24 protein-coding genes are annotated in these 21185 nt (G+C 48.4%); 19 read left to right on the top strand and 5 right to left on the bottom strand.

The window, feature by feature from the left end:
- The first annotated feature begins 1 nt into the window (after position 1).
- The 17 genes from skT53_RS06600 (at position 2) to skT53_RS06520 (ending at position 13384) form a co-directional block, all read left to right on the top strand.
- The gene (locus skT53_RS06600; RefSeq protein WP_200760317.1) at positions 2-1327 is read left to right on the top strand and encodes an AAA family ATPase; all 1326 of its coding nucleotides are present in this window, start codon (positions 2-4) and stop codon (positions 1325-1327) included.
- A 352-nt stretch (positions 1328-1679) separates the two neighbouring features.
- Complete coding sequence (locus skT53_RS06595) at positions 1680-2423, top strand: YczE/YyaS/YitT family protein (protein ID WP_200760316.1); 744 nt, start codon at positions 1680-1682, stop codon at positions 2421-2423.
- A complete protein-coding gene (gene cymR, locus skT53_RS06590) occupies positions 2407-2814 on the top strand; it encodes a cysteine metabolism transcriptional regulator CymR (protein ID WP_200760315.1) in 408 nt (135 codons plus the stop codon). Before skT53_RS06595 ends, cymR begins: the two co-directional genes overlap by 17 nt.
- A 69-nt stretch (positions 2815-2883) precedes the next feature.
- Entirely contained in the window at positions 2884-4023 is a 1140-nt protein-coding gene (locus tag skT53_RS06585; protein WP_200760314.1) for a cysteine desulfurase family protein, read from the top strand.
- Positions 4024-4776: 753 nt separating this feature from the next.
- On the top strand, positions 4777-4965 hold the full coding sequence (locus skT53_RS06580) for a hypothetical protein (RefSeq protein ID WP_200760313.1): 189 nt from the start codon (positions 4777-4779) through the stop codon (positions 4963-4965).
- Positions 4947-5030, top strand: a complete 84-nt coding sequence (locus tag skT53_RS18455; protein WP_264176017.1) for a group II intron maturase-specific domain-containing protein — start codon at positions 4947-4949, stop codon at positions 5028-5030. The genes skT53_RS06580 and skT53_RS18455 overlap by 19 nt, the downstream gene beginning before the upstream one ends.
- A 343-nt stretch (positions 5031-5373) precedes the next feature.
- Positions 5374-5877, top strand: coding sequence for a PRC-barrel domain-containing protein (locus tag skT53_RS06570; RefSeq protein ID WP_200760312.1), 504 nt, complete (start codon positions 5374-5376; stop codon positions 5875-5877).
- A gap of 13 nt (positions 5878-5890) precedes the next feature.
- Complete coding sequence (locus tag skT53_RS06565) at positions 5891-6082, top strand: hypothetical protein (protein ID WP_226375425.1); 192 nt, start codon at positions 5891-5893, stop codon at positions 6080-6082.
- 42 nt (positions 6083-6124) lie between these two features.
- On the top strand, positions 6125-6940 hold the full coding sequence (locus skT53_RS06560) for a DUF116 domain-containing protein (protein ID WP_200760311.1): 816 nt from the start codon (positions 6125-6127) through the stop codon (positions 6938-6940).
- Positions 6941-7078: 138 nt separating this feature from the next.
- Positions 7079-8143 carry an AI-2E family transporter gene (locus skT53_RS06555; protein ID WP_200760902.1) on the top strand — a complete coding sequence of 355 codons (1065 nt, stop codon included), beginning with the start codon at positions 7079-7081 and terminating at the stop codon, positions 8141-8143.
- 127 nt (positions 8144-8270) lie between these two features.
- On the top strand, positions 8271-8531 hold the full coding sequence (locus skT53_RS06550; protein WP_200760310.1) for an IreB family regulatory phosphoprotein: 261 nt from the start codon (positions 8271-8273) through the stop codon (positions 8529-8531).
- Positions 8528-8941 carry a Holliday junction resolvase RuvX gene (ruvX, locus tag skT53_RS06545; RefSeq protein ID WP_200760309.1) on the top strand — a complete coding sequence of 138 codons (414 nt, stop codon included), beginning with the start codon at positions 8528-8530 and terminating at the stop codon, positions 8939-8941. Before skT53_RS06550 ends, ruvX begins: the two co-directional genes overlap by 4 nt.
- Positions 8942-8956: 15 nt before the next feature.
- Entirely contained in the window at positions 8957-9229 is a 273-nt protein-coding gene (locus tag skT53_RS06540; protein ID WP_200760308.1) for a DUF1292 domain-containing protein, read from the top strand.
- 69 nt (positions 9230-9298) lie between these two features.
- Entirely contained in the window at positions 9299-10351 is a 1053-nt protein-coding gene (mltG, locus tag skT53_RS06535) for an endolytic transglycosylase MltG (protein ID WP_200760307.1), read from the top strand.
- Between the two features lie 12 nt (positions 10352-10363).
- Entirely contained in the window at positions 10364-10993 is a 630-nt protein-coding gene (locus tag skT53_RS06530) for an O-methyltransferase (RefSeq protein WP_200760306.1), read from the top strand.
- Between the two features lie 84 nt (positions 10994-11077).
- The gene (locus skT53_RS06525; RefSeq protein WP_200760305.1) at positions 11078-12826 is read left to right on the top strand and encodes a peptidoglycan D,D-transpeptidase FtsI family protein; all 1749 of its coding nucleotides are present in this window, start codon (positions 11078-11080) and stop codon (positions 12824-12826) included.
- A 93-nt stretch (positions 12827-12919) separates the two neighbouring features.
- Positions 12920-13384: a hypothetical protein gene (locus skT53_RS06520; RefSeq protein ID WP_200760304.1), complete on the top strand. Its 465-nt coding sequence runs from the start codon at positions 12920-12922 to the stop codon at positions 13382-13384.
- 114 nt (positions 13385-13498) lie between these two features.
- Here skT53_RS06520 and skT53_RS06515 read toward each other — a convergent pair whose 3' ends face one another.
- Together skT53_RS06515 and skT53_RS06510 are read right to left on the bottom strand one after the other, a co-directional pair.
- Complete coding sequence (locus skT53_RS06515; protein ID WP_200760303.1) at positions 13499-15307, bottom strand: GAF domain-containing protein; 1809 nt, start codon at positions 15305-15307, stop codon at positions 13499-13501.
- Between the two features lie 14 nt (positions 15308-15321).
- A complete protein-coding gene (locus tag skT53_RS06510; protein ID WP_200760302.1) occupies positions 15322-16899 on the bottom strand; it encodes a flagellar assembly protein A in 1578 nt (525 codons plus the stop codon).
- A gap of 242 nt (positions 16900-17141) precedes the next feature.
- Between skT53_RS06510 and skT53_RS06505 the strand changes: the two genes are divergently transcribed.
- A complete protein-coding gene (locus tag skT53_RS06505; protein WP_200760301.1) occupies positions 17142-17819 on the top strand; it encodes a cyclase family protein in 678 nt (225 codons plus the stop codon).
- A 67-nt stretch (positions 17820-17886) separates the two neighbouring features.
- Here skT53_RS06505 and skT53_RS06500 read toward each other — a convergent pair whose 3' ends face one another.
- From skT53_RS06500 to skT53_RS06490, 3 genes are all read right to left on the bottom strand, one after another.
- Positions 17887-18780: a TIGR01777 family oxidoreductase gene (locus skT53_RS06500; protein ID WP_200760300.1), complete on the bottom strand. Its 894-nt coding sequence runs from the start codon at positions 18778-18780 to the stop codon at positions 17887-17889.
- Positions 18781-18934: 154 nt separating this feature from the next.
- Positions 18935-19309: a hypothetical protein gene (locus tag skT53_RS06495; protein ID WP_200760299.1), complete on the bottom strand. Its 375-nt coding sequence runs from the start codon at positions 19307-19309 to the stop codon at positions 18935-18937.
- A gap of 45 nt (positions 19310-19354) precedes the next feature.
- Positions 19355-20431, bottom strand: coding sequence for a ParM/StbA family protein (locus skT53_RS06490; RefSeq protein WP_200760298.1), 1077 nt, complete (start codon positions 20429-20431; stop codon positions 19355-19357).
- Positions 20432-20813: 382 nt separating this feature from the next.
- On the opposite strand from skT53_RS06490, the gene skT53_RS06485 reads away from it, so the two are divergent.
- Positions 20814-21149, top strand: a complete 336-nt coding sequence (locus skT53_RS06485) for a CDP-alcohol phosphatidyltransferase family protein (protein WP_200760297.1) — start codon at positions 20814-20816, stop codon at positions 21147-21149.
- The last annotated feature ends 36 nt before the right edge of the window (positions 21150-21185 follow it).

Raw genomic sequence — 21185 nt, 5'->3', positions numbered from 1 at the left:
AATGGATTTGTTCTCCTATCAAGCAAGAGAATCGCAGCAAAAGATGGCGCCTCTGGCAGCCCGCATGCGTCCGCAAAGTCTTGACGAACTGTTTGGACAAGAGGAGATCGTCGGCAAGGGCAAATTGCTGCGGCGCGCAATTGAAAGCGATCAACTGTCTTCGATCATTTTGTATGGTCCGCCGGGAACGGGCAAAACGACGATCGCTCAAATCGTGGCGGGGCACACCCAATCGTATTTTCGCACGCTGAACGCCGTGACGGCCGGTGTAGTCGATATCCGGCAGGTTGTAGAAGAGGCGAAAAACCGCCAAACAATGTACAATCAACGGACCGTTCTGTTCATTGACGAGATTCACCGCTTTAACAAAGCGCAGCAGGATGCGCTGCTGCCGCATGTGGAAAGCGGATTGATGATCTTGATTGGAGCCACAACTGAAAATCCCTTTTTTGAAGTAAATGCGGCGCTGTTGTCGCGCTCCCAGGTGTTTTCCCTGTCCCCATTGACAGAAACGGATTTGAAGCGGGTGGCGGAAAGAGCACTCGCAGACCGTGAGCGGGGATTGGGGCATTTTCCGGTAAAAATAGACGAGGCGGCGCTCGATCATCTGGTGCGCTATGCGGACGGCGACGCACGGAGGCTGCTGAATGCGCTGGAACTTGCCGTTTTATCGACAGACCCGGGAGAAGACGGAATGATTCGGATTACGTTGGAGACAGCCGTGGAATCGATCCAGAGAAGGGCGGTTCGCTATGACAAATCGGGGGATCAGCATTATGATACGATTTCCGCCTTTATTAAATCAATTCGCGGTTCTGACCCGCATGCCGCGCTGTTCTGGCTGGCACGGATGATCGATGCGGGGGAAGATCCTCGTTTTATCGCCCGACGCTTGGTGATATCCGCCTCTGAGGATATCGGAAACGCCGATCCACAGGCGCTGCAGGTTGCGGTTGCCGCTTTCCAGGCGATAGAACTAATTGGTATGCCGGAAGGGCGAATCGTATTGGCGCAGGCGGTCACCTATCTGGCTTCTGCACCGAAAAGCAACGCGTCTTATATGGGGATCAATGAAGCGTTGAGTGCGATCCGCAGCGGACAGTCGATCGAGATTCCGGTTCACCTGCGGGATGCTCATTACAAAGGGGCGGAACAGTTGGGGCACGGCAAAGGATATTTGTATCCCCATAATTTCCCGGGGAATTTTGTCGAACAGGAGTATCTGCCACAGGAACTAAGCGGCACAATTTTTTATCGGCCGACGGCTAACGGTTATGAAAAGCGGATTCGCGAGCACCTTTTGGCAATCCGCAAGCTTACGGATTAGGAAAACTAGGCTTCGCCAAGTTAAAGCGCAGGCGAACCAAAGTTACACCCACCAAAGTGGCAAGCACTTTCACTCACGAGTACGAATGCTCATTGAGCATTTGTCACGACGACCATGGACGGTCCAGTGTCGACGATGCAACATGGACGTTGCGTTTTCGTCGACCGACGACCATGGACGGTCTAGTGTCGGCCATATCGCAGGACGCGCCGCTTATAGCCGACCGCCGGGGCACCCAAGGCGCTTAGCCGTTCCTTTGGGGAAGGGCCCCATCGCCCTTATGCCGATAGGTTAAAATATATAATTTCATTCGACTAAAGACGAGTAACCGCGCAACGGACGGAGGATATGGATGGAATCGGATACGTATACTGGGGCTGTGGAAGGAGCAAGGAAAACAATCATCCTGCGGTCGTTGGACGGTCGCAAAAAAGCAGCAGACAGCCAATTGGCATATCGTGTTTGGCTGACAGTCAGACGTCTGGCCGTTTTCCTGGTCGGCATTTGGATTATGTCGTATGGGATTGTGTGTGTGGTGAAAGCCCACTTGGGGGCCGCGCCATGGGATGTGTTGCATTTGGGAATTGCCCTTCATACCGGACTCTCTTTCGGTCGGGTGCAGCAGATGGCAGGGCTGGTGATTTTGTTAACGGCCTGCCTCATTCTGAAAAAATGGCCCAGCTTCGGTTCCATTGCCAATATGGTGTTGGTGGGCGAATTTTGCGATTGGATCATTCGTTGGCAGCTTGTCCCGGAATGGCAGCACCTGGCGGCCCGGATTGGATTGTTTGTCGTCGGAATAGCGGTTTGGGGATTTGGCACAGGGATTTATATTGAGTCCCGTTTGGGCGCCGGGCCGCGTGATTGGCTGATGCTGGCCTTGCATCAAACAACGGGTTGGGCCATCCGCTGGGTGCGCACGTTCTTGGAAATATTTGCCGTGGCGGTCGGTTTCGCATTAGGGGGGCCGTTTTCTGCAGGCACAATCGTGTTTTCGTTATCAATCGGGCATTCCACTGAATATGGATTGCGGGTAGCCGCCAAACTGTGCAATCGATTTGTGAAGGGAGGAGAAACATATGAAACTGTCCACTAAAGGGCGCTATGGAATCACGTTGATGATGGATCTGGCGCTGCATCAAGGGGAAGGGCCGATTTCTCTAAAATCAGTGGCGGAGCGGGAAGAACTGTCGGAACACTATTTGGAACAGTTGATTGCCCCGCTTCGAAATGCAGGCTTGGTGCGTTCCATTCGGGGAGCTTACGGAGGGTATGTATTGTCCAGAACTCCTCAGGAAATCACGGTGGGTGATATTATTCGCGTCCTGGAGGGGCCGATCACCGTCGTCGAGGATCCAAACGATGAACTGGATTACCTGTGGGAAGAAGTCCGAAAAGCAATTAACGGGGCGCTGGATTCGTTTACACTGGCCGATGTGGTTGAACGAAGAAAAACAGGTGATGATAATTTTATGTTTTATATTTGACCAACTGCCATCCGAAACGGTATTCAGCAGATTTCGGCTTTGGCAGGAGAAGCAAGGAGGTAAGGCTTAATGCCGGTCATTTATCTTGACAATGCAGCAACCACGCCACTGGATCCTGCCGTAAGAGAAGCGATGGAACCCTATTTGACCGATCAGTACGGAAATCCTTCCAGCACCCACCAAATGGGGCGAGCTGCCCGCCGTGCGATTGAGCGGGCCCGTGAACAGGTGGGGGAAGCAATCGACGCCGATCCGGCAGAGATTGTTTTCACCAGCGGCGGCACGGAGTCAGATAACGCCGCCATTATGGGCGCAGCGGTCGCAAACCGGAAAAAAGGTAGACATATTGTCACGACTTCCATCGAGCATCATGCTGTTTTACATACGTGTGAATTTCTTGAAAAAATCGGCTTTTCGGTCACGTACGTGCCTCCTGGCGAAAACGGAATCGTCAGTTCGGAGGAGGTGCGTAAAGCGATCCGACCGGATACGACGGTTGTGTCGGTGATGCATGTGAACAACGAAACGGGCGCCATCCAGCCAATCGAAGAAATTGCCGACATCTGCCGGGAACAGGAAATTCTGTTTCATACGGATGCTGTACAGGCAGTAGGCCTGCTGCCGATCCGTTTAAAACAAACGAAGATCGACCTGCTCTCGTTGTCCGCCCATAAACTGCATGGGCCAAAAGGAGTGGGTGTGCTTTACGTCCGGCGCGGAATCGCCTGGACCCCGATCTTGCATGGTGGATCACAGGAACGAAAAAAACGGGCCGGTACGGAAAATGTATCCGGAATCGTTGGATTGGGCGCTGCGATGGAACGAACTATGCAGCAGCAAACGGAGCATTACAAGCAAATCGTCACATTGCGGAACCGGATGCTCGCCGTCCTTACGGAAGAGTTGGATGATCTGCAAATCAACTCGCCCGAGGAGTCGGTTCCTTCGATTCTTTCCCTGTCCTTTCCGAATGTTTCGGCTGAGACGCTGCTGATGAATCTGGATATGGAAGGAATTGCCGCATCGAGCGGGTCTGCCTGCACATCGGGCTCCCTGCAGCCCTCCCATGTGTTAATGGCAATGAAGCGGGACGAGAATTGCGTGAAATCGGTGATCCGGTTCAGTTTCTCAAATCAAAATACGGTCGCCGAAGTGGAAACGGCCGCCCGCAAAACGGCAGCAATTGTAAATCGTTTGCGGCGAAAATAGAGAATAAAGATGTAAGAATGAAGATGTCCGGTGACGGGCATCTTTTTCTTGTGCGCTTGGCAGCGCATCGTACTTGCGGGTGAAAGTCCCGAGCACGCCGCGACGTGGCGGAAGTGCATAGCTGACACATAGTGCTTAGTCCGTAAGGATAGGTGCGGAGGATGTGAAGGCCAAATCCGGAACAGGCGGCATCAAACCATGTTGGCTGGCAGAGTCGGATAACCCTGCAAGAAAAGGGGAAGTCCCCTACCACGAATGGCTCTGCAAGTTAGGAGGACTGGGTTCGGAGGAAAGACGATCACGTGACCCAAGGAGATCTCATCGCTTCCGCAAAGCGGTAATCCAGACCAAGATCGCGAAGGTCAAGGGGTGGGTTATGGGTGGTGAGAAGTCAGAGCAGGGGATAGTAGTGAATAAGGTCGCCGGAAAAGCCGCAATGGCGAGTGACCCAGTGCCACGTCATTGGGGCAAGCCTTGACCCAAAAGGCAAGGACTTGATGCGAAGCCTGACTGCCCGTGGAAGAGAAGCAACGGAATCGGAGAACGAACCGCCATGTGTCAGACAGGAGCCGGGGAGCCAAGAAGCGCGAAGAACCGGGGTCGAACAAACGGGTAGACCGTCTGAGGCGGAGTACCGGAGAGAAAGGGAGCGAATGCCGCGGAACGGCTAACTCACAACCCGAACTACCGGGAAGAAACACGAACCTGGAGGAAACCTTCAAGGAGGTCAAGCGTAACCGAGGGGCGGCGGGCGTGGACAGAGTAACCATTAAAGTATTTGAGTCCGAGTGGGCGCATAACTTAAAAATGCTTCAGCAGGCCCTGCAAACGAAAACGTACCGCCCGAAACCGGTGCGCCGCGAGTACATCGACAAAGAGGTCGGGAGATCACACGTCAGAACCAAACGGTCAACGAAGAGCAGTTGGTCAAGAAGAAACTGAATCCATACATCAGAGGTTGGGGGAACTACTTCGGGCGCAGCGATGCGAAGAAGATATTCACTTGATATGATGCATGGATTCGGAGAAGACTACGTATGGTGCAGCTCCGCAGCTGGAAGAATACACGGAAACTGCACCGGGAGATGAGGCGCAGAGGGTGGAAAGGAAATGAACTTCCCCGGCTGAGAATGACAGCATGGAGAAGTTCTCGGGAAGCACATGTAAATTTTGCTTTGCCGAACACTTGGTTCAAGGATATCGGTCTATGCAGTCTGATCGACATTTACAATGAACTTCATCCCAGTGGGGATAATCGCGGAAGAGCCGTATGCGATGACCCGCACGTACGGTTCTGTGAGAGGCCCATGAATTAATTCATGGGCCTACTCGATATCGGAAGGTGAAAACATGAGACGAATCGGCGATTGGATCGGGCTGCCCGTTGTCACCATCCTGGAAGGCAGCCGGATTGGTGAAGTGTCGGATGTCATGGTTGACGAAGCGAATCAAATCTGCGCATTGATCGTACAAAAGGACGGATTTCTGGGTGGGATGGACAAACTCCCGATCGATTCCGTACGTTCCGTCGGGACGGATGCGGTGATGATCGAACGGGCGGATGATCTTCTGCCTCAATCGCCCGACAACCAGAGACCCACATTTGTTTGTTGCAACAAATCTTTTATCGACAAAGAAATCGTAACGGAAGAGGGGGCAATTTTGGGAACGGTGGCAGATGTTTACATCAGCGAGGAATCGGACAAGATAGTAGGGTATGAAGTGTCGGATGGCTTACTAGCTGATCTGGTCTCAGGTCGAAAATGGATCTCTTTTTCGGAAACCCTGCATGTCGGAGAAACGATCATCGTCACAGCTGATGCAAAGCTTTCCGATCTCCAATCGAACCGCTAGGAGTGTGAGGATGTTGATGCGCTGTCCCAATTGCAACAGCCGAGACATAGGCAAGATTGGCAGCAACCAGTTTTATTGTTGGGAATGTTTCGTGGAATTTAATGTAGTCGGGGATCAGGTGAAACTCTTTCAGGTAGAAGAAGATGGGTCGTTAAGTTCGTTTGATGATTTGTTTTCCGAAATTCCGCAAGTCGGGACAGTATAACAGCTACGACACGAGATTTGAACGACAGAGGGAGGCACTACAATGGCTAACGCAGATTCTGCAACAAGTTCGGTTGAATCGGTCTCTGCCAGGAAACTTGGCGATACTTGGGAAGGCTGGAGTGGGGAATTAGAAGAAAATAACGGAGATCTGGCTACATCCCCCTGGTATTTTTTGGGTTATTACGCAGTGATGCTGCTCCTTCTGCACACCCTCGCATTCGGATTATGGTTTTTGACAGAGCCACGGTTGGCCGAGATCGGACCCATTTTTAAAAATTTGGTGGAGATTGCCGGAATCGCCAGCCTGGCAACCATGGATGTAGGTTTTGGGTTAGTGGTTGCAACCGTTTTAACAGGAAAAAACTTCGTGCCTCATTATAAGGGGAAACATATTGCGTTGTCCCCGCTACTGCCTGGAATTATAAAAATCGGAACGAAATTTGGACTGTCGAAAGACCGCATTTCCAACTCACTGCTGCAGGTTGGAAACCGAATCACAATTGCCAATACAAAGCGGATCAAATCGACCGAATTGGTAGTTTTGCTGCCTCGCTGCTTGACAAAAGTGATGCGGGAATCAGTCGATGAAATTGCAAAACGTTATGGAGTTACGGCGCATGTTTGCGGCGGGGGGCAGCAGGCGCGGCAAATTTTGGCGGAACGAAAGCCAAAAGGAGTGATAGCAGTTGCCTGCGAACGGGATCTGATGGCTGGCGTACAGGATGTGGGAGCGGCGATTCCGGTGATTGCGATTGCCAACAAGCGACCGGAAGGTCCTTGTCGAAACACAAACATTGACCTGCCGGAAATGGAAAGTGCATTTCGTTCGTTTTTGGGGGAAGTTTCTCGTGTCTAGTCGATGCATCTCCCTTGCCGCGAATCTCTTTTGCGGACAGGGGGATTTTTTGTGTTTATACATATGGGACAACTGGCATATACTTGATACATGTCCAAAGGGTCCGCCTGATCCGTATTCAGGGGGTGTATGCCTGTGATGGAAAGATCCCCGCGCAATCGATCGATTGACATTGCGTTGCTTGTTTTGATTGTTTTGGGCTGCGTCTACTTATTGACACAAATGAGCGGTCTTTTGTTAGGGATCTGGATTGTTTTGCGTGCAGTTCTCACTCCGTTTCTGATTGCGGTCATGATTTCCTACCTGTTAAACCCGATCGTATCCCGTTTGGTGGAACGCGGCGTCCCACGGGGAGTCAGCGTCCTTATCATTTACGTTGTCTTTTTCACCTTACTTGGTGTTGTTCTTGTCAATTCCATACCGGTTTTTATCAAACAGTTAAAGGAATTTGTCGAATCGCTGCCGGCGATTGTCGAACAGGTGGAAAGTTGGAACAAAAGTTTGGACAGCGGGGCGCGTGCGATGCCCGATGCGGTGCACAAGGCAATTGATGCGAACCTGCTTCGGTTCGAAGAAGCGGTTACCGAGTACATAACGAACTTTATGGGATCGCTCGGAAGCACCGTCGGGCAGCTTCTGATGGCTATGATCATCCCATTTTTGGTCTTTTATATGCTAAAAGATCTAAAGGTCATGGAGAGGACCGTTTTTATCATTTTTCCTGTCAAACGGCGGCGTGAACTGGTGGATCTGTTCAAGTCGATTGACGAGGCGCTCGGCAATTATATTCGCGGGCAATTGATTGTGATGCTTGCTGTCGGAACGTTAGTTTATGTTGGATATTTGATCATCGGCATGCCTTACAGCCTGATGCTTGCCTTACTGGTCGGCATTACCAATATCATTCCCTATGTAGGGCCTTTCATTGGAGCGGCGCCGGCAGTCATCCTGGCGCTTACGATTTCGCCTCTTATGGCGTTGAAGGTGACAATCGTCAATCTGATTGTTCAACAGTTGGAAGGAAACGTGATTTCCCCCCAAATTGTCAGCAAATCGTTAAATCTTCACCCGCTTGTCATCATTCTCGCCCTGCTCCTGGGAGGCGAAGTGGGAGGAATTATGGGGCTGATTTTGGCGGTTCCCATTGTGGCCGTGATGAAGGTGATTTTGGAGCATATGGTAGAGCATTATGTCAGACGCTAGCGGCTCCACCTGCGCCAGAGTCTTGGCGAAGCCAAGTTTTCTTGATCGAAAAAAGAGGGAATTGCAGGTGAAAAGTCGAATATGTTGACAAATAATCTGTAAGACTACGAAAAAGAGGTGTCGAACCATGACATCAAATCTTGACAAAACAATGATGTTCTCTGGTAATCGAGAAGAGCCGAACGAAGCGCAAAAAGCGCTGCTGAAAGCGTACCAGGCACTGAAAGTGAAAGGATATAATCCGATTCACCAAATTGTGGGCTATCTCATCTCCGGCGATCCGGCGTACATCACGAGCCATGATGATGCCCGCAACACGATCCGCAAGGTGGAGAGGGATGACCTGATTGAAGAGTTGGTGCGTGCGTACTTGGCGGATCGGGCATGACCGGGCGAATTTTGGGGATTGATTTCGGCGATGTTCGGATCGGGCTTGCTGTGAGTGATCCGTTAGGCATGACCGCGCAAGGATTGGATGTCCTCCGCCGCAAGTCAGAAACGGACGATTTGAATGCACTTCGCGAAATCATCCAAAAGTATGAGATTGTAAAAATCGTACTCGGATTTCCCAGGAACATGAACGGGACGGTAGGGCCGCGCGGCGAATTCACGCGGGAATTTGGCAAGTTGCTTGAGGAGACGTTTGATTTGCCTGTTGTTTATTGGGACGAGCGGTTATCCACGGCGGCGGCGGAGCGAATGCTGATTGCGGCAGACGTACGGAGAGAAAAACGGAAACAGGTAATCGATAAAATGGCTGCTGCCATTATTTTGCAGGGGTACCTTGATTCCTTATAGAGATGGAGGATTCTCATGAGTGACGAAATCGTAAGCGAAAACATTATTGTTCTGACCGATGAAGATGGGGATGAACACGAATTTGAAGTGTTGGAAGTGCTCGAAGTGGATCAAAAAACATACGCCGTTCTGCAGCCTACCGATACGAAGGATGATGAGGCGATCATCTTGCGCGTCGAAAAGGACGAAAACGGGGAAGATGTGTTGGTGAACATTGAAAGTGATGAGGAATGGGATAAAGTGGCGGAAATGTACGACACGCTGCTTTTTGAAGAAATGGATCAATAAAGCGACACCAAAACCGGACAAAAACAGTTCGGTTTTTTGCTATAATGGGAGCAGAAAGGAGGCTGCGGGATGGGTTTTACTCCGCCGCAAAGAGCCCGTCAAATCAGACGTTCTGCTCTTTTTTTGATCTTATTGATTTTATTATTTGTATGGTATTTATGGACCCCTCCCGCATCTGACGGTCGGGTGGTATCTGTGGAGATCAAGCAAGGGTCGACGACCGCCGAGATTGCAAATTTGCTCGAACAGAAAGGTTTGGTGAAAAGTTCTTTCCTGTTCCGCCTTGCTGTGCTGCTGAATGGACAAGCTGCCTCCCTGCAGGCTGGAACCTATGAAATTTCACGCGGCTCTTCGATGACCGAAATCGCAGACATCATCGGAAAAGGGAAAACGAGAAGCGATATTGTCAAATTTACCATCCCGGAAGGGTATACGGTGGAACAGATTGCCGACGTGTTAAGCAAAAATGGGCTGGTGGACCGGCAGCGCTTCCTGCAGGAAGCGGATAACGGCACGTTTTCGCAGGAATTTTTGAAATCGGAACCGCAGAATACAGGCATTCGGCATCGTCTGGAAGGCTACCTGTATCCGGACACGTATGAAATCAAGAAAGGCACTGCTGAGCATGACATATTGAACATGATGCTGAATCAGTTCGATCAAGTGGTAGATGAACAAATGAGACAGCAGTTTCAAGCAAACGGCCTGTCATTGCACCAAGCGGTTACACTTGCTTCGCTGGTGGAGCGGGAAGCACGCGTGGCAAAGGAGCGGCCGATCATCGCCGGTGTCATTTACAACCGGCTCCGTCACAATCCTCCGATGCTTTTGCAGATTGATGCGGCTGTCCAATATGCGGTCGGACAAAAAGCAGAGCTGACGTATCAGGATTTGCAGGTAAACAGTCCCTACAACACGTACAAACGGGAAGGATTGCCGCCCGGACCGATTGCATGCCCCGGCAAGGACAGTCTGCTGGCGGTTGCAGAGCCGGATCATAATGAGTTTCTTTACTACGTCACAAAGAAAGACGGGTCTGGGGAACATTATTTTGGCAAAACGCTGGAAGAGCACAATCACAATATTGCATTGAGCGAACAAAATCAGGCACGCCACCAGTAGAGGATGTTTGCAATGGACAACCAGTTGACCAGTTACATACGGGAATTGGTCCCGCCCCGGGATCAACTTTTGCGTGCGATGGAACAGCGTGCGGAAGAACTGTATATTCCGATTCTCGATCTGGAAACCGCCCAGTTTTTACGGGTTACGCTGCAACAGCTGCAGCCGAAGCGGATTTTGGAGATCGGTTCGGCTATCGGCTATTCGGGGATCTGGATGGCACGCTCCTGCACCGCATCGATTGTTACCATCGAACGGGATGCGGAGCGGGCGGAAGAAGCGCGGCAAAATATTGCGAAAGCAGGACTCCTGGCGCGGATTGAACTGTTGGAGGGAGACGCTTTTGAGCTGCTTTCGTCTGTACAAGGGCCGTTTGATGTTGTGTTTCTGGATGCAGCCAAAGGGCAGTATCCTAACTTTTTGGAACTGGTGCTGCCTCTGCTTCGTTCAGGCGGCACGCTGTTCAGTGACAACGTGTTTTTTCAGGGGTTAGTGGCTGGACCGGAACATGTGAAACATAAGCTGCGAACGATCGTCATGCGGCTGCGGGAGTACAATCGGTTGATCGCCGATCATCCGTTGTTGGAAACGGCATTTGTACCGCTTGGCGACGGGTTGGCTGTGTCGGTGAAGAAACAGTAGCCATTCGTTTATCCGGCTGTTTTTCCGTCAACACTGAGGGTATCGTGACATTCACGCATACAAAAAGTGGACGGGGGTGGCAGGATGTCGACGCAGCACTCGGTGCAAAAGCGGCTGTTACTGATTTTATCGCTTTTTTCAATCGGGTTGGTCGCCCTGCTGGGGCGGCTTTTTTATATTCAGATTTGGGCACGGCACGACATGCAGGGGCATGATCTGGTGGCCACTTCTGTCGAACAGCGGAAAGAAACATGGGTGATCGATTCCGGACGCGGCGATATTTTGGATCGGAACGGCAAATCGTTGACAGGCTCCCGCATTCGCGGCGTGTTGGTGATGCCGCTTTGGACAGGTGACCCGGATAGGCAGAAATTAAAACAACTGGCTGATATTCTGCAGACCGATCTGCAGACGCTTCAGCAGAATCTGGCGATGATTGACCGTCCGGCATTGCTTAGATTGCCGGACAAGAAAGGCAGTCGAAAACCGGTCGAACTGACCGACAGTCAGGCGGCATCAATTGAAAAACTGCATCTGCCCGGCATTTATCCGAAGGAAGTCAAAATTCGCTACGACGAAAATTCGCTTGCCAGGCATTTGATTGGTTTTGTCGGCCTTGATCCGCAGTTAGCGGAAAGCGCATTTGGCGGCAAATACCCGTCTAATGAACAGATCGGAAAAATGGGCCTCGAGTATCTGTTCCAGAATGAACTGCGGGGACTCGGAAAACGTAAGGAAATCTCCTACTTCATCGGCGCGGACAAGCAGCCCATCAATGGACTCGGCATTCAAATGAAAGAAGAAGAAAATCATGCGCTGTCTGTCAAGACGACATTGGATTACAATGTACAGAAAACGGCAGAAGCAGCCATGGATCAATATGGGTTAACAAACGGGTCGGTCGTTGTAATGGATGCGGCAAGCGAAGAGATTTTGGCGATGGCCAGCCGACCGCAGTTTGATCAGGATGCACCGCTCAAGCAAAATGAATATCCGGTCAATAAAGCGTTGGAAGCGGATTTTCCAGGTTCCGTGTTCAAGACAGTGATTGCGGCCGCCGCGTTGGAAAAAGGGATCGTGCATGCAGACGATGTGTTCAATTGTCCCGGTTATATCGAGATTGGCGACGGACGGCTTAACTGTTGGACCACGCACGGCAAAATCACGGCTGAACAGGGATTTGCAGAATCGTGCAATGTGGTGTTTTCGACGCTTGCGATGAAATTGGGCAGACAGACGATCGAAGAATATGCGGACAAGTTTGGACTGGGAAAGCCGCCGCTGCAAAAAATCGATGGAAAACCGCAGGTTGACCGGGAAGATGCCGGGCAGATTTTTGCCAAACCGGAAACGTCCGACCGTCTGCTTGCCAATACGGGTATCGGACAGGAGGATGTTCGCCTGTCGCCTTTACAGGTGGCGCATATGATGGCGGTTGTCAGTCAAGGTGGGCTGTCACGCGAACCGCGCCTGTTAAAAGAATGGCGGACCAGTCCGGATAACGAATTGTACAAAACTCTCCCTGCTCCCGCGAAGCCAACCCAGGTCATAAAACCGGAAACGGCGCGTGAACTGCAGCGCTGGATGCGGGAAGTGGTAAGTGAACCGAAAGGAACGGCTCACCTGTTAAATTCCGCCAAAATGCCAGTCGCGGGGAAAACAGGCACCGCCCAGACCGGCAAGGAGAATGCCTATCATTACTGGTTCTCCGGTTACGCACCGGCAGACCACCCGAAATATGTCATTGTCGTAATGGCCAAAGATGTGGAAACGGAAAACGGCAGTCAAATGGTGCAAAATGTGACACGGCAAATTGTTGATTCCCTGCCATAAATCGCTTGTCCATAGGACTTCCGTTCCTTTTTTCCGGCAACCTTCTCCTGTATAGTGGATGTGGCGATCTTTTGCAGGGGAGGACGTAATGGAATGGCAACGGAAATAACAGCGGAAACAGCAGCGGTAGATAATCAGACAGAGCAGCAGGCGGAGCAATCGCAGGAAGCTTTTGGACAGTTGGTGGAAGAAAAGATTTTGCGCTATTTTCAGAACAAGGAAATTGCGAATGAACGCAAAGAAGAAAACAAGATGCTGTTCGAGGAAATTGAACATTTTTTTGAACAGATGCAGGAAGACGAGTTGATTTTTCAACTGCCGAACGGGGAATATGCGGTTCTTTCCAAGAAAGCGACCATTCGTGAGGTGTTGGACAAAGAAGCGTTGGCGCATGAACTGCTGATTGCGAAAGACGAACTCAAAACGCCGTTCGATTTTTCGATGCTGACAGCAAAGGGGAAACTGACGCCCGACATGATTTCCCGCCATACGGAGACAGAGACGTCCATCCGTGTAAGACTGAGCAAACGGAAAACAAAGCCGCGCAAAAAGAGATAAGCAACACAACCAAAAGAGATAAGCAACATAAAAATAACAACGAAAAAATAGCAAAAAGGATGTGGGAGTTCAGCGTTCCACATCCTTTTCCTTTACGGCAATTGATTTCCTGGTTCAGATAAAAGGATACTGAAGCAGATCCAAAGCGGTTTGAATTCTGGGGATTTCTTTAAACTGTGGGTCTGCAAGCGGTTCATATGTAAGCACAAACAGGTACGGATTGATGAAATAGGTTTCCAGCCCAGGATAGGTATTCGGATCGATTGCTTGAAAGGGGTTTCGCTCTATTTTGCGATAATACAGATAAAATTCGATCTGATATTGTTCTCTGTTCCTGATTTTTTCGGCCAGTATAGCGAGAAACTTTTTGCTGACATCTTCCACGTAACGCTCTTTTACCGCGTCTGTCAGCTTGATCTGCCGCAAAATCGGTGAGATGTTTTTAGCGATCGTGTCAATCAGCAGAACCTCTTCTTCCTTTAGGATGTCTTTCGTTTCCAGAATGACGAGAAATCCTTCCGGCTCCTGTCCGGGATACGCGGATGGGTTGTGGAACAGAAGCGGTGAAATCACGATACAGTTCGTATTGCCGAACGACTCAACAAGCTCCGCATCATTAAAAAAATCGTGGGCGCTTGCCGTTGTATATTCAAAAACCGTATCTCCGTCAAACGTTTTTTGCCAGGGGTCGCTTAGAACAAACCTCTCCTGGTGAAGCTCCGCGCCAATCGCATGCTCAATCAAATAAAATCCGTTTTTCTTGAAACAGATAAACGCTTTTTTGATGCCAAATGACAGATGCAGCGTGCGCAGCGTTAAATAGCAAATTTCCTCCTGATTGTCGCAATGATTAATGGTATTCACCAGTTTGTTGAGATTGTTCAGCGTGTTGTATTTTTGTTCAAGCGTCTTTTTTTGCGCCGAAATTTCGTCGAACAGTAAGGCGTTATTGACCGCAATATAGGTGGCGGAAGCGAGCGATTCAATAAGTTGAAAATAGGATTCGTCATAATCATGATGATCGACCGACTCGCTTAACGTGACAAAGCCAATCACCCGGTCTTTTACGATCAGAACGATATATTTGGCCCGTAAAACGGCAAATTGCTGCCAATTTACAAAAATCGATTGAATGATGTCTTGATCATGCTCCATCGACAGCACGATTTTGTGACCCGAATCGATTTGCTTGTGAAGCTGCAGTTCAGCATATTGTTTGCTGTGTGAAAACACATCGCGGTAGCCCCGGATTTTAATCGTGTCGCTCCACTCATCATAAATACCGAGAGAGGTCACCGCGCTGCGGGACACTTCGCTAAATACATCGATCGCATTTGCATACAGCTTGTCCAAAGTCACTTCTGACAGCAGCGCTTTTGTACTTTGGTTAATCATGAACAAATTAAAATTGGTCTGGTCGAGAAGCTGATTTTTCGCCTGCAAATCGGCAAATTGCTTACTGTTTTCAAGAGAATGGTTGACAAGTGACATCAATTTGTTGGCAACATCATAGTCGTCATCGTCAAGCTCGCCTAAGATTTTACCGTCCGAAATGATAAACCCGTAGAGGGTGTCGTGAATAATCAGGGGAATTACAAATCGGATGGTCAGATAGTCAATATCTTTCGGGGCAAAAAACAGCTCGAAGCGATTTCGAATGCTCTTTCCGTGAAAAGTGGCGATCCGTTCCAACCGCTCCGAATTTTCAATCCGGTAATTTTCGAATGGATACAGTTTTTGCCGTACCGAAACGAAATCATCTCCCTGTTTGACAAACAACATCGAAGCATGCAGGGTCAGCACTTCGTTCGTAAACTCAAATGCAAAGTTGCAAATCTGATCCAGGCTGAATTTCTGTGTGAACACTTCAATTGCATTCAGCAGCGCTTCATAGCGGAATAACTTGCTGGCAATGTTAGACATGCCGATTCCTCTTTCTATTCATATAATAATTCATAATCAAGCACGTAAAATGTCCCGGAAGTAATCTTATCGATTCGTTTCTGCGTATGTTTGATTTGCAGAACCGTTTTCGGGAACGCTTTTTTCAGGATGGAGACCTCACCCTCCCCTTTTGATTGCAGAAATGTCAGGAGAGCCTGCCGCGTTTCCTCCATAGCGTACAGTTTGTCTGCCAACTCTTCCTGCCTCTGTTTGAAAAAATGAACCTCCTGCAGCTGATCGTCGCTTAAACGGTTTAACACGGTCTCGTACACAGCCAGCTCCCGCTGAATTTTTTCTTGCAGTATCAATGTGGATTTGTATTCCTCTAACAGTTGATCTATCTGGCGAAGAATGTCTGCCCGGTTAAATCCTTCAATGCGAACGGGAGTTGTCCGTTCCAGCTCGTTGCCGAGGTATGCGGTTACTACTTTCACTTCGGCGTGCGTTTCGCCCCCGATGATTTTCCCACGCTGTTGATCCAGGATGATACTCTTGGCAAACAACTGGCTGCCGATCGTGTACAGGCCAACATAGATATGTTCGTCTGCCTTTATGATGCAATCGTTTGCATGCTTCACGATGACATCTTTTTTCGCTTGCACAAACGCTTTATTGCGACCGAAAATACCGCCTTTTATCAAGACGCTGCCTGATAAGGAGACAATTCTGTCAACCGCTCCGATCCCGATTTCGCCGAGAATCGAAATGTCCTTGTCGGCGACAACGCTGTATCCGTCATGCACCGTCCCCTTTACAGTTACACAACCGCTGTATTTAATGTTGCCGGTTGCAGGGCCCACGTCGCCATCGATGATAATGTGTTCGATGACGGATACTTTTCCGTTCTCAAAATGAATAGCGCCTTCCCGGGCGGCGCGCAGAACCACTTTTCCGTCTTCATGCGATTCGTACACCGAGTTTTTGTCATACAAGAGAGGTTTATCCTTGCCCGGTTTGGGAGGCAGCGGCTGTCCGGTTACAGTTCGCCCTGGTGTGCCTGCGGTCGGCGGAATCTTCTCTCCCAGCCAGCCGTCTTTTTCCACCCGGTCAATAAAATTCAACTCATAAAAATTGGCCCTGCCATCGCTTAAGAGAGTCGGTCTTTTTTCAGACAATTGCACATACGAGATTTGTGCATCTTCCCCGTGAACGGGAGGGATGCCGCGGGCAATCACCAAATCCTGCTTGGCCTGCAAGCGGTCTAACGCATCCGGTAAAATTCCTTCCGTAATTTGATGCGCTTCCAAAATTGCAAGAATCTCCGAGCGAACAAAGTCATATTGGGAAAGCAGTTCTTCCTCCGACAGATAGAGTTTGATGCTGGCGTCCATCTGATCTTTTGACAAGGTGACTTCAATCGGGGCGCGAAGGACGCCGATTTTCACAGGTGCTTCAGTCGCTTCTTTGAGGGCAGTGCCAAGCGACTTGAAATCGGTGATTTTCATGCGGGGATATTGCTCCAGGATGGCACCGAGTTTTTGTGCCTCAAATCCGCTGCGAAAAACAGTTATGAACAATTCGTCCTGTTCCTGAACGGTTATTTTAAAAAAATCGTTTTGTACAAGATCCACCTTGTTCAGCTCCTGTTCAACCAAAATGCTATATAAACCAATTTTTCTATCAGAAGTTGTCGAAAAAGAAAGAAAAAATTCTTCTTACACTATATTCGCTTCATTTGTTGCCAATTCCTCGTCAAAAAAATCGATCCTGCGATTTTTGTCAGACGCTGAGGAGGTTGCTATTGACCGATTTTTAGGAATTTTTTATGATTTAAGATAGTTTCACGAATGCCCTGCCAAAAGGAGGAACACATATGAAAGTTGTCGATTTGACGGTTCAGTTATACGATGGGTTAACTTCCTATCCCACACATCCCAAATTTGTGGCGATGGATCATATCACGCACGATTTTTCAAAACCGCGATACATTCCGCCTTGCGAGGGGTATGCCAGCAAAATTTTTATCATGTCTGACCACGGCGGCACACACATGGATGCTCCCTACCATTTTTTTAAGGAAGGATTGACGATTGACCAGATTCCGCTGGAAGCCAGCATGGGACAGGCGGTGCTGATCGACGTGTCGGATAAAGAACCGGAGCAGCCTGTAACCCGAAATATGGTAGAGGAAGCAGTCCGGAAAAATCAACTGGAAGTGCGGGAAGGAGATATAGTGTTGTTTCGTTGCTGGCCGGGGGAGTGGAATGGTCCCGGATTTCACGATTGCAAGTCACTTGACGCTTCCGTAGGAGACTGGATCGTGGAAAAGAAATTGAAGGCGATCGGTTTGGATTTACCGAATGCCGATATAAACGAAAACATGCAGCGGTCCGTTCATCTCGCGCTGCTGAGCCGCAATATCCTGATTATCGAAAACCTTACCAATCTGCAGAATCTTTCGAAAAAACGGTTTTACTTTATCGGTACACCGCTCAATTTGCGGGGAATGACCGGTTCGCCGATCCGGGCGATTGCGATCGAAGAGTGGTGAAACTGATTTTTTTCGCACGGAATGAACACATTGTATAGGAAGGTATGTCGCTGTAAAATTCTCCCCCTCATTTTAATAAATCCTGTAAAGCCGAGGATACTGTCCCGTACTGAAAAGAATAGCCGCTGCCCAGCATTTTCTCTGGCAGTACCCTTTGTCCCTGCAAAACGATTTCCGACATTTCCCCCAGCAACAATTGCAACGCAAACGAAGGGACCGGAATCCAGTGCGGCTTATGCAATACATCGCCAATCGCCTTTCCAAACCGGTCCATTCTCTCAGGTACAGGCGCTGTAACATTGACTGGACCCTCAATTGTATCCCGACCGATACAGTGATGGAAAATCCCGCATACATCATCGATGTGAACCCATGACATCCACTGCTTCCCGGTTCCTACCCTCCCTCCTAAATAAAATGAATAAGGTGTCGCCATTCGAGGAAGGGCTCCGCCATCTCGCCCTAGTACCACTCCCAAGCGGGCAAGGACAACGCGGGTATGGCTCTTTGCCCGCTTGGCCGTCTCTTCCCATTGCTGTGTGACTTCGGCCAGAAAACCTGTTCCCTTTGCATCCTCTTCGGTGAATGTTTTTTCATCAGAATAGCCATAAAATCCGATGGCGGAGGCGTTGATCAGAACCTGGGGTTTTCTGTTCACTTGCATGATCGCCTCTGTTATGCCTTGCGTTACATGTATGCGTGACTCCAGAATTTCTTTTTTTCTTGCCGCCGTCCAGCTGCCTGAGTTGATCGATTGTCCTGCCAAGTTAATCACACCATACTCCTGCTCCCTATTTTCCAAAAGGGGTAAAATCTGCCCAAGCGTATACACCACATTTTTTCCATAACGAACTTCCTGCTGCCTTCTCGAAGCAACCCAAACCTGGTACCCCATTTTTTCCAAATACTTAGCCAAATGCTGACCGACAAAACCGGATCCGCCAAAAATGAGAATGTCCATCACGTGTCATCCCACCCAGTCAAGGAAATTCATCTTATCTTCATTATGATCAAAAACAGGTAATACGAAAATGGGAAGAGAGATACAAGTTGTCCCATTTGAAATCCGACGTTCACCATTTACATATTTTAGGGAGGTTAAGCAACCTCCCTTATTAAAGTAAACCTTTTAGCCTTTCCACATCTGGCCTGTTTTTGGGCATGGTTTTTGTATTTACGGTATTCACGGGGGCAGAAACTTGTAATCTGTTTGGCAACTCTTTGAGAAGGACTTGAATGATTCGATTGGCAGTTTTGTCTGCGATCTCATCCTCATCAACAATAAAACGTCGTGTTTCCTTTTCCCGTATTGCATCCAGGACATACTGAATACCTTTCGTTTTTATATAGCTATCAAGAAGTTGATTCTGTTCATCTGTTCCGTTAAGAAAACGGTCAGCCTTTTGCATAAAAACCTCCTCAGAGAATTGTGGAAGATCGCGACTTTTTCGTAATGGTTTATTCCGCTTTGCTTTTGGTTTTGAATTCATTGAAATTCACCTGGAGGATAATGGATTTGGTTTTCTTCATGCCAGTCATCTCCTAGCTTGTAAAACCTGCTTTTGGGGGTAATCCTCTGCCTCATAGTCATTTGAAAGCAATAATCCGAATTTATAGAAACCCCTGACGTTTGATATTTGATAATCTTCAATTAGATGGATGTCACTTATGAATTTTTGGACCCAAGGTCTTATTAATTTTGCTCCGCCACCTGTTAATATGATCATGTCAAACTTGCTTCTATTTCTCCAACGTGTTTGAAGTTCATTGATGATGTATTCTGCTGTTTCGCGGACAATTCTTTCCTTCACTTCTTTGATAGGTATAGAAAGACGTTTTGAAGAATAGTAAACATCACTTTCAAATTGCATCTCTACCCTTCGGGGGGTTGCATAGGCATCAGGGTTTACGGAATTAATGTAATCAGAAAGACGCTGATAAATGTCATAAACGCCTACAGGAATGGTAATACGATCGTCGGGGATGGCTTTTAAAGAATCGATTCCATCACAATCTGTCGTACCATATCCGATATCTATAATGCCAATATAAGATGTTCCGATTTCATCTCTGTCGACATTTCCCTCTTCATCCATATATAAATCCAGGATACTTCCAATTGGTTGAGGCAAAACTTTGCATTCTTTGACGTTAATAATTTTTTCCCTGCCATTCATTTGGATCGTGTGTTGACCTTTGAAAACTTGGGCAAGTTTTTCTTCCCGCTTAGTTCCTTTTTCCCATGAGGGGCAACCGGTGACCACAAGAACCTCGAACGTCCCTTCTTTTTCTCTGATAAGGCTTGCCAACCCAAACTGACTTAATAACTTGTAATACTTCTGAGTATATCTGTCTTCGCTTGTATAGGTGGAAAGGTACTTCCCTTTCACTTTATTCACCTCGTTTCCCCACACATAAAGTTCTCTTGCGTATAAACTTGACTCAAACTCATTATAGTTCACATCACCTACTCCCGTTGAATCTTCCCTTTTCACACTCTCTTTCGTAAGAAATCCACTCGGCAGGATCAATTCTATTGCTTCGTTACTATATCCCTTGTAATATCCGTTCCCATGGTCGATTCCCATAACAATCAGTTTGTGTTTGCTCATTTCTATTCCTCCAGTACATAATGTTCTATAATCGTTTTAAAATTCAAACAAGTCTACTGTGTTGACTTGTTGGTACAGGACGTTAAGCAGCATAATCACCCAGTACAGAGATAATATGATAATGGGCGGCACTGTGTGCCATTCCGACAATATAGAAAAATATTCCGTATCACGATATAGGCGGTACGGGAAACTGTTTTGATGTTACCGATTCATCTTCGGTATTTGGAGATTTTCACTAGAAGGGGAATACCGTTTTTTGTCGAACAATGCAACTTGTTTTAGCATTTACATTCTTTTTCATAAACGTCAGGAGAACATTTATGATCTGTCCACATTGCAGTGAAGACATACTCGAGAATAACCTTCCGCGTGGGGAACGGTGCTTGACATTACATTTGACCGGATCGTGGAACTGTCTGTAATCATTGGAGTGGCGGCAAAATATCCGCAAGTGCAGTTTTGGCTGTTACTGCTTACTGCTGGAATTGTGTTTTCCATGACCGTGTTTCTTACGGTAGGGGCTTTATCGGAGAAAAAAGGAGTCAAATCCTTTTATTATCAGGCCGGTTTGGCGGAACGAACGGAAGGTTTTATCCTCTTCCCCATTATGATGCTGTTCCCCGCCTGGCTGCTGATTACCACAAAGATTTTTGTTTTCGTGGAAATCTTTACGGCCATTCAACGAATGTGGGAAGCAAAAAGAAAATTAGGGTGATGGTTATTAACTTCAATCAACTTTATCTGTTTTTAT

It is taken from the genome of Effusibacillus dendaii, assembly GCF_015097055.1.
Lineage (GTDB): Bacteria > Bacillota > Bacilli > Tumebacillales > Effusibacillaceae > Effusibacillus > Effusibacillus dendaii.
The sequence above is the reverse complement of the archived record's forward strand: the minus strand, read 5'-3'. Positions and strand labels throughout refer to the sequence as shown.